2 protein-coding genes are annotated in these 8,353 nt (G+C 77.6%); both read right to left on the reverse strand.

The window, feature by feature from the left end; all coding sequences use genetic code 11:
- The coding region (locus tag VR45_RS43465; RefSeq protein WP_159394479.1) for a beta-ketoacyl synthase N-terminal-like domain-containing protein at positions 1–3,869 on the reverse strand (3,869 nt) is incomplete at its 3' end.
- A 4-nt stretch (positions 3,870–3,873) separates the two neighbouring features.
- Positions 3,874–8,353: SDR family NAD(P)-dependent oxidoreductase (locus VR45_RS36045; protein WP_045944142.1), on the reverse strand; the 4,480-nt coding region annotated here is incomplete at its 5' end.

Genomic DNA, 8,353 nt, shown 5'->3' on the forward strand with positions numbered 1-8,353 from the left:
TGCACCACCCCGGCCAGCGGCGCCGCCGGAGTGTCGAACGCGGCCACCGCGGCGGCCACCTCCTCGGCGCTGGACAGGTCGGCGACCGGCAGCACCACTTCCACGCCCCGGGCGCGCAGTTCGGCCACCGCCGGCTCCGCGGCGGCGTCCGCGCCGGAGCCGGGGGAGCGGAGCAGGGCGATCCGGCGCGCCCCCAGGTCCGCCAGCCGGCGGGCCGCCGCCAGGGCCGCCGGGGTGGTGCCCCCGGTGACCAGGTAGCCGGCCCGGGCCCGGACCACCGAGCGGGTCGGCGGCACCGCGAGCTCCGGTGCCGGCTCCGGACGCAGCACCAGCTTGCCGGTGTGCCGGGCCTGCGCCATGGCGGCGAACGCCTCCCGGGCCCCGGCGAACGGGTGGACGGTGACCGGCAGCGGTCCGAAGCCGCCGTCCTCGAATCCCCGCACCACCTCCTCGAACAGCTCGGCCAGCAGCTCCGGTTGCGCATGGAAGGTGTGGTCCAGGTCGACCGCGAACAGCGCCCGGTTCGCCTTCAGACCGCCGAGGCCGATCGGACTGTCCTCGTGGATGTCGCGCTTGCCCAGCTCGACGAACCGCCCGCCCGGCGCCAGCAGTGCCAGACCGCGCCGCAGCGCCTCCCCGGTCAGCGAGTTGAGCACCACATCGACGCCGCGCCCGCCGGTGGCCGCCGCGACCTCCGCCGCGAAGTCCGTCGAGCGGGAGTCCATCACCAGCTCCACGCCGCCGAGTTCGCGCAGGAAGCGGCGCTTGGCGGGCGTCCCCGCGGTGGCGAACACCCGTGCCCCGCACCGCCTGGCCACCGCCAGCGCGGCCAGGCCCACACCGCCGCTCGCCGAGTGGACCAGCACCGTCTCGCCCGCCCGCAGCCGGGCCAGGTGGCCCAGCCCGTACACGGCGGTGAGGAAGGCCACCGGCACCGCCGCCGCCTGCTCGTCGTCCAGCGCCGACGGCCTCGGCGCCACCAGGTGCGCCTCGGTGGTGGTGTAGGCCGCGAGCGCGGACGGCGCGACCGCCATCACCCGGTCGCCGACCCGGAAGCGCTCGACGCCCGCGCCGACCGCGCTCACCCGGCCCGCGCACTCGACCCCCAGCGGGACCGTCCCGGCCGCGCCCGGGTAGGCGCCCATCGCCTTGAGCACATCGCTGAAGTTCAGCCCCGCCGCCGCGACCTCGATCTCCACCTGGCCGGGGCCGGGCGCGGTCCGCTCCCAGCGGGTCGGCGTCAGGCTCTCCAGCAGGCCGGGCCGGACCGCCAGCAGTCGCTGGTTGGTGTCCAGCTCCGGGTCGAACGGCCGCCGCTGCCAGGCGGGTTCGGTGCCGTCCGCGGAGTCCTGCGGCACCCGGACCGGCGTGTATCCGACCGGTCCGCGCAGCGCGGCCGAGGGCTCCCCGGCCGGGTGCAGCAGCACCTCCAGCAGCCGCGCGGCGTCGTCCCGCGCCGGGTCCGGGTCGAGGTCCACCAGCAGCGGCCGGGGCGCATCCGTCCCGGCCGAGGCCACCCCGGCCGCACCCCACAGCAGCGCCTGCACCGGGTCGGGCGCCCCGTCCCGCTCGGTCACCCGCTGCGCGCCCCGGGTCAGCAGCACCAGCCGCGGGGCGCCGGGCAGCCCTTCGCCGGCCAGTTCCCGGACCAGCAGCGGGGCCGGGCGGACGGCGTCCTCCCGCGCCGCCGGGAGCGGGAACGGCCCCGGACCCTCCGGCGCCGGTCCGCCGGCCGCGTCCAGGCCCCAGGCGTACAGGACCCCGGCCCACGGCTCGTCGCCGGCCGCACGCAACTCCTTGAGCAGGGCGGCGAGGTCCTCCGGCCGGGCCGGGTCGAGCTCGTAGCGCAGGGGGTCGATCCGCCGGGAGCTGCTGCCCGCGGTGACGGTCACCCAACTGCCGCGCCGGGCGACGAGTTCGGCGCCCAGGGCGCCGGCCGTGCCCGCGCGGTCGGCGAACAGCAGCCAGCGGCCCGGAGCGCCGGCCGGCGCAACCGTGCCGTGCTCGGCCTCGGCCCACTCCAGGGCGAACAGGGCGCGACCGGCCCCCTCCTCGGCGGGCGACCGCTCCACGGCGGTCGGCTGCTCCACGGCGGTCGGCTGCACGGCGGGTGCTTGCGCTCCGGGAGCCTCGGGGGCGTACCGGCGGCGCTGCCAGGGGTAGTTCGGCAGGTCCAGCACGGCCCTGGGCAGCCCCGCGAACCCGCCGTCGGCCTCGTCCCGGTCGTGCTGCTCCCGTTCGGCGAGCACCACTCCGGACGGCGCCCCGCCCTCGGCGAGCCCGCTCAGCGCCCGCAGCGCGGCGGCCCGGTCGGCGGCGGCGATCCGCGCCCGCCAGCGGTGCCGGGCCCGCCCGGCCCCGGCCGTGTAGGCGAACGCCGGGTAGGACCCGTCCGGCAGCCCGGCGAGCCGCCCGTGCAGGGCGCCGGCCAGCGCCCGCACCGCCTCCGGTGTCCGGGCGGAGAGCTCGAAGCCCGCCACCGGGACGGCCCCGGCCCCGTCGACGGGGGCGTCCTCGGCCGCGCCCAGGATCACCTGGGCGTTGGTGCCGCCCATGCCGAAGGCGCTCACCGCCGCGTGCCGCCCGCCGCGCTCCGGCCAGGGCCGCAGCGCCGTCGGCAGGGTGATGGCGGTGCCGTCCAGGTCGATCAGCGGGTTGAGGGTGCTGAAGTTCACCAGCGGCGGCACCTCGCGCCGCCGCAGGCACAGCACCGCCTTCACCAGGGCGATCACCCCGGCCGCGGACTCCGGGTGGCCCAGATTGGCCTTGACCGAGCCGACGCTCAACTCGGCGCCGCCGTTGCGACGGCCCAGCGCGGCGGCGATCGCCTCCATCTCGATGGTGTCCCCGAGCGAGGTGCCCGTGCCGTGCGCCTCCACCAGGCCGATGTCGGCGGCGGCGAGCCCGGCGTCCGCGAGCGCCGCCTCGGTCAGCGCCACCTCCGACAGCACATTGGGCGCGGTGAAGCCGGTCGAGCGGCCGGTCTGGTTGACCGCCGAACCGTGCACCACCGCGTGCACCCGGTCGCCGTCGCGCCGGGCGTCCTCCAGGCGCTTCAGCACCAGGACACCGCAGCCCTCGCCCCGGGCGAAGCCGTTCGCCCGGGCGTCGAAGGGCCGGCAGCGCCCGTCCGGCGACAGGGTGCCCGCCAGCTGGTGCAGCCGGGTCGCGCGCGGCGAGAGCACCAGGTTCACCCCGCCGGCCAGCGCCACGTCGCACTCCCGGCGGGCCAGCGCCTGGCGCGCCAGGTGCACCGACACCAGCGAGGAGGAGCAGGCCGTGTCCACCGTGATCGCCGGACCGGCGAGCCCCAGCGCGTACGCGACCCGGCCCACCGTGAAGCAGTGGCCGTTGCCGCCCGCCCAGTGGGTGTCCAGCTCACCGGTGTGCCAGTCCCAGTACTCCTGGCCGGTGATCCCGACGAACAGCCCGGTGCGGGCCGCGTCCAGCCGGTCCGGCGGCAGCGCGGCGTTCTCCAGCGCCTCCCAGGCGACCTCCAGCAGCAGCCGCTGCTGCGGGTCGACGCCCCGGGCCTCGGCCGGGCCCATGCCGAAGAACTCCGCGTCGAAGTCCATCACCTCGTCCAGGAACCCGCCGCTGTGCGGCAGCTGCTCCCACTCGGCGGCGAACGGCCCGCGCCGCCCGGAGGGCAGCGGACCCACCAGCTCGCGGCCCTCGGCCAGCGCGGTCCAGTAGCCGTCCAGGTCGGCGATGCCGCCCGGCAGCCGCAGGCCGATGCCGACCACGGCCAGCGGGCCGGTGCCACTGGCGGCGTCCAGCTGCGCCCGCAGCTTGCGGACGGTGTCGAGCGCCCGGGTGAGCGGGGTGGGCGCGGGCGCGGCGGTACCGCTCTGCTGCTGCTCCGTCATGCGCTCAGCCCTCGCCCTCGGCGTCGGCGGCCTCGACGGCCGCGCCGTCCTCGCCCGGGGTGCCCTCGCCCGCCGCCGGATCGCCCAGCAGCCGTTCGGCCAGCACCGCCGACAGCGCCCGGGCCGAGCCGTACGTCCACAGCAGCGTCGGCGACAGCCGCAGCCCGAACGCCGCCTCCAGCCGGTTGCGCAGCTCCAGACCCATCAGCGAGTCCAGCCCCAGCGACTTGAACGGCGTGTCCCGGTCGATCGCCCCGGCCTCCAGCCGCAGCACCCGCCCGGCCAGCTCCTGCACCTTGGCCTCCAGCAGCTCCGGCCAGCGCTCCTGCGGCGCCCCGCGCAGCTCGGCCAGGAAGGCCGCGCCCGCGCTGCTGCCGCCCCCGCCGTGCCGGGCCAGCTCGCGCAGCGCGCTCCAGCTGTCCAGCGTCGCGGTGTCCGGGTACGCCTCCAGGTACTGCCGCAGGTCGATCGGCACATACGCGACCACCTGCTCGTCACCGCCGAGGAACCCCTCCAGCGCCCGCCACGCCTCGGCGGTGGAGAAGCCCGCCATGCCGCGCTCCGCCAGCCGGGCCCCGCGGTTGTCCTCCGCGGCGGCCAGACCGACATCGCTGAACGGGCCCCACTGCACGCTCAGCGCGGGCAGCCCGCGCCGCCGCCGGTCCACCGCCAGCGCGTCCATGAAGGCGTTGCCCGCCGCGTAGGCCGCCTGGCCGGCGTTGCCGAACAGCGCGGCCGCGGAGGAGAACAGCAGGAAGAAGTCCAGCGGGTCGCCCTCGGTCGCCGCGTCCAGGTGGACCGCGCCGTCGACCTTGGGCGCCAGCACCCGGTCCAGCTGCTCCGCCGTCAGATTGAGCACGGTCGCGTCGTCCAGCAGCCCGGCCGCGTGCACCACCCCGCGCAGCGGCGGCAGTTGCTCGCGCACCCGGCGCACCGCCGCCGCGTCGGCGACATCGGCCGCGAAGGTCTCCACCAGCACGCCGCGCGCCCGCAGCGCCTCGATCCGGGCCACCGCGTCCGCCCCCGGCGCGGAGCGGCCCACCAGGGCCAGCCGGCCCGCGCCGCGCCCGGCCATGAACTCCGCCAGCGACAGGCCGAGCGCCCCGAGCCCACCGGTGATCAGATAGGTGCCGTCGCCCCGGAACCGGCCGTCCCGCAGCGGCTCCGGTGCCACCTCCGTGACCGTCGACGGGTCCGACAGCACGAACTTCCCGATGTGGTGGCCGTGGGACATCTCCCGCAGCGCCTCGGCGGCCCGCGCGAACGGGTAGGACAGCACCGGCAGCGGCGCCAGCTCGCCCGCCTCCACCCGCTCCCACACCTCGGCGAACAGCTGGGTGAACAGCGCCGGCCTGCGGGCGATCACCCCGGCGAGGTCCAGCGAGGCCAGACCGATGCCCTTGCGGAACGCGTCCAGGGCCAGCGTGCGCCCGCCGTAGATGTCGGCCTTGCCGACCTCGACGAACCGCCCGCCCTCGGCCAGCACCTCCAGGCCCAGCGGGATCGCCGCGCCCGTCAGCGAGTTGAGGACGACGTCCACCCCGCGGCCGCCGGTCGCCGCCCGCACCTCGTCCGCCCAGGAGAGGTCCCGGGAGTCGAAGACGTGCCGCACCCCCAGCTCGCGCAGCCGGTCCCGCTTGTGCGCGCTGCCCGCCGTGGCGAGGACCTCGGCGCCCAGCAGCCGCGCCACCGCGATCGCCGCCAGCCCCAGCCCGCCCGCCGCCGAATGGATCAGCACCGTCTCACCGGGCAGCAGCGCGGCCAGGTGCCGCAGGCCGTACCAGGCGGTGATGGTCACCGCCGGGAACGCCGCCGCGTCGGCGTCCGCCATCCCCTCGGGCACGTGCTGGGCGTGGTCGGCGAGCACCGTCCAGTGGGTGGCGAGCGCGCCGCCGCTGGTGCAGGCGACCACCCGGTCGCCCGGGGCGAAGCGGGTCACACCCGCGCCGGTCCTGGTCACCACGCCCACGCCGTCCAGACCGAGCAGCCGGGCGTCGGCCGTCGGGTCCGGATAGGTGCCCATCACCTTCATCACGTCGATGAAGTTCAGCGCCGCCGACCCCACCGCGAGCTCGATCTCCCCGGCGCCCGGCGCCCGCCGCTCCAGCGGCCGGAACGCCAGCCCGTCCCAGGTGCCCCGACCGTCCGGGGCGAGCCGGAACGCCTGCGGGGCCGCCGAGCGCCAGCGCGGCCGGGCCGGGTCCGCCGGGTCGTCCGCCGGGCCCGCCGCGCCGCGCACCAGCCGGCCGACCAGCCGCTCCCCGCCCCGCAGCACCACCTGGTCCGCGCCGTCCTCGGCCGACAGCTCGACGGCGCACCGCGCCGCCCAGTCGGCCTCGTCACCGGCCACGTCCACCAGCACCGGCCGCAGCTCGGGGTGCTCACGGCGCAGCACCCGCCCGAAGCCCCAGTACAGGGCCGCGCCCGGGTCGACCGCCCCGGCCGCCGACGGCGGCAGCTGGGCGTCGGCGGTCACCACGACCAGCCGGGGCACCAGCGGGCGCGCGGAGCAGGCGCGCACCAGCGCGGCCAGCGCCGTGAGGGCCGCCCGCTGGGCCTCCGGCCCGGCGTCCGCGCCGGGCGCCAGGAAGACCACGCCGTCCAGCCCCTCCACCGAGGCCAGCCGCTCCTGCCAGACCTCGGTCCGCGCCGCGTCCGCGCCGTCGGCCACCTGGGCCAGCGCCGTCCCGCCGAGCGCGCCCAGCGCCTCGGCCAGCTCCCCGGCCCGCGCCCAGGCCGCCGTGCCGCCGACCGGGTCGGCCGCGCACACCGCCCAGTGGCCGGGCCGCTGCGCCGAGCCGATCTGCTCCGCCACATCCGTCCCGCCGGCGCGGTCCTTCGGCCGGAACTCCAGCCGGTGGATCCGCTCCGCGTCCACGGCACCGGGATCGGCCGAGGCCGCCAGCGCCCGCATCCGCAGGCCCAGCAGGCTCAGCACCGGCCGCCGCTCCGCGTCGAAGACGAACAGGTCCACCTCCTCGCCGCCGTCCCGCCGCACCGCGTGCGACCACAGCGCCGTCACCGGCTCCGCGAGGTCCTGGTGCAGATGCACCCGCCCGACCCCGACCGGCACCGCCGCCTCCTCGCCCGGGAACAGCGGGATCGAGGCCTGCAACGCCGCGTCCCACAGCGCCGGGTGCAGCCGGTGCGGATGGCCGCCGGCCAGGCAGCCCTCCGGCAGCCGCACCTCGGCCAGGCACTCCGCCGCCCCGGCCCGCAGCCCCACCACACCCTGGAACGCCGGACCGTAGTTCAGGCCCCGCGCCGCGCAGTCGGCGTAGAACGCGGCGGCCGGTGCGGCGTCGAGGCCGAGCAGCCGCTCCGGGAACGACGGCGCGTCCGGCGCGGTGTCCTCCGCCAGCACCCGCGCCGAGGCGTGCCGGACCCAGCCCTGCCCGCCCGGCTCCAGCGAGGACAGCGTGAAACTGCCGCCGCCCGTGACATCGTCCCGCCAGCCCAGCGCCACCGTCACCGGCTCCTCGGTGAGCGTCAGATGGCTGTGCAGGCCGACCTCCGCGAGCATGCGGTGCGCGCCGCCGGTCCTGGCCAGCGCCGTGCGCAGCGCCAGCTCCAGCATCCCGGTGCCGGGCAGCACCACCGCGTCGTAGACCCGGTGGTCGCGCACCCAGGGGATGTCCGCCGGGGCCAGCTCCAGCATGCCGGTCCAGGCACCCTGCTCGGTCACCGACGGCACCAGCCGCAGCTCCTCCCCGGCCCCGCTCCCGGCCCGCCGGCGGCCCTGCTCCACCCAGTGCACGGCCCGCTGCCACGGGTACGGCGGCACCGGCGCCCAGGCGGCCCGGGGCAGCGCGCCGAACGGCTCCAGACCGCTCACGTACGCCCGCGCCATGGACTCGCGGACCGTGTCCGGCGAGCCCTGGTCGCGCCGCAGCGTCGACAGCACCTGCGGCGGCACCGGCCGCTGCGCGGCCAGCTGCTCCAACGCCGGGGTGAGCACCGGGTGCGGGCTGATCTCGACCACATGGGTCACCCCGGTGTCGAACAGCCGCTCCATCGCGTCGGCGAACATCACCGGCCGGCGCAGGTTGTCCACCCAGTACCGGGCGTCCAGCTCCGGCCCCTCCAACGGGGCCACCCGCACCGTCGACATCAGCTCGACGGCGCCCCGGCCCGGGCGCACGGACTGCAGCGCCGCCAGCAGATCGTCCTCCAGCTCGTCCATCTGCGGGCTGTGCGAGGCGTAGTCCACGTTCACCAGGCGGCAGAAGGTGCCCTCGGCCTCCAGCAACTCCTTGAGCGCGAGCACGAGTTCGGTGTCACCGGAGAGCACGCAGCTGTTCGGGCCGTTGTTCACGGCCAACGACACGCCCTCCTCGAAGCCGGACAGCGCCGCCTTCGCCGCGTCCAGCGAGAGGTCCACCGCCAGCATCCGGCCCTTGCCCGAGGTCCGGCGGGCGATCGCGCTGCGCCGGGCGACGACCATCGCGCCGTCCTCGTAGGAGAGGATGCCCGCCGCCGTGGCC

The organism is Streptomyces sp. NRRL S-495, assembly GCF_000966955.1.
Lineage (GTDB): Bacteria > Actinomycetota > Actinomycetes > Streptomycetales > Streptomycetaceae > Kitasatospora > Kitasatospora purpeofusca.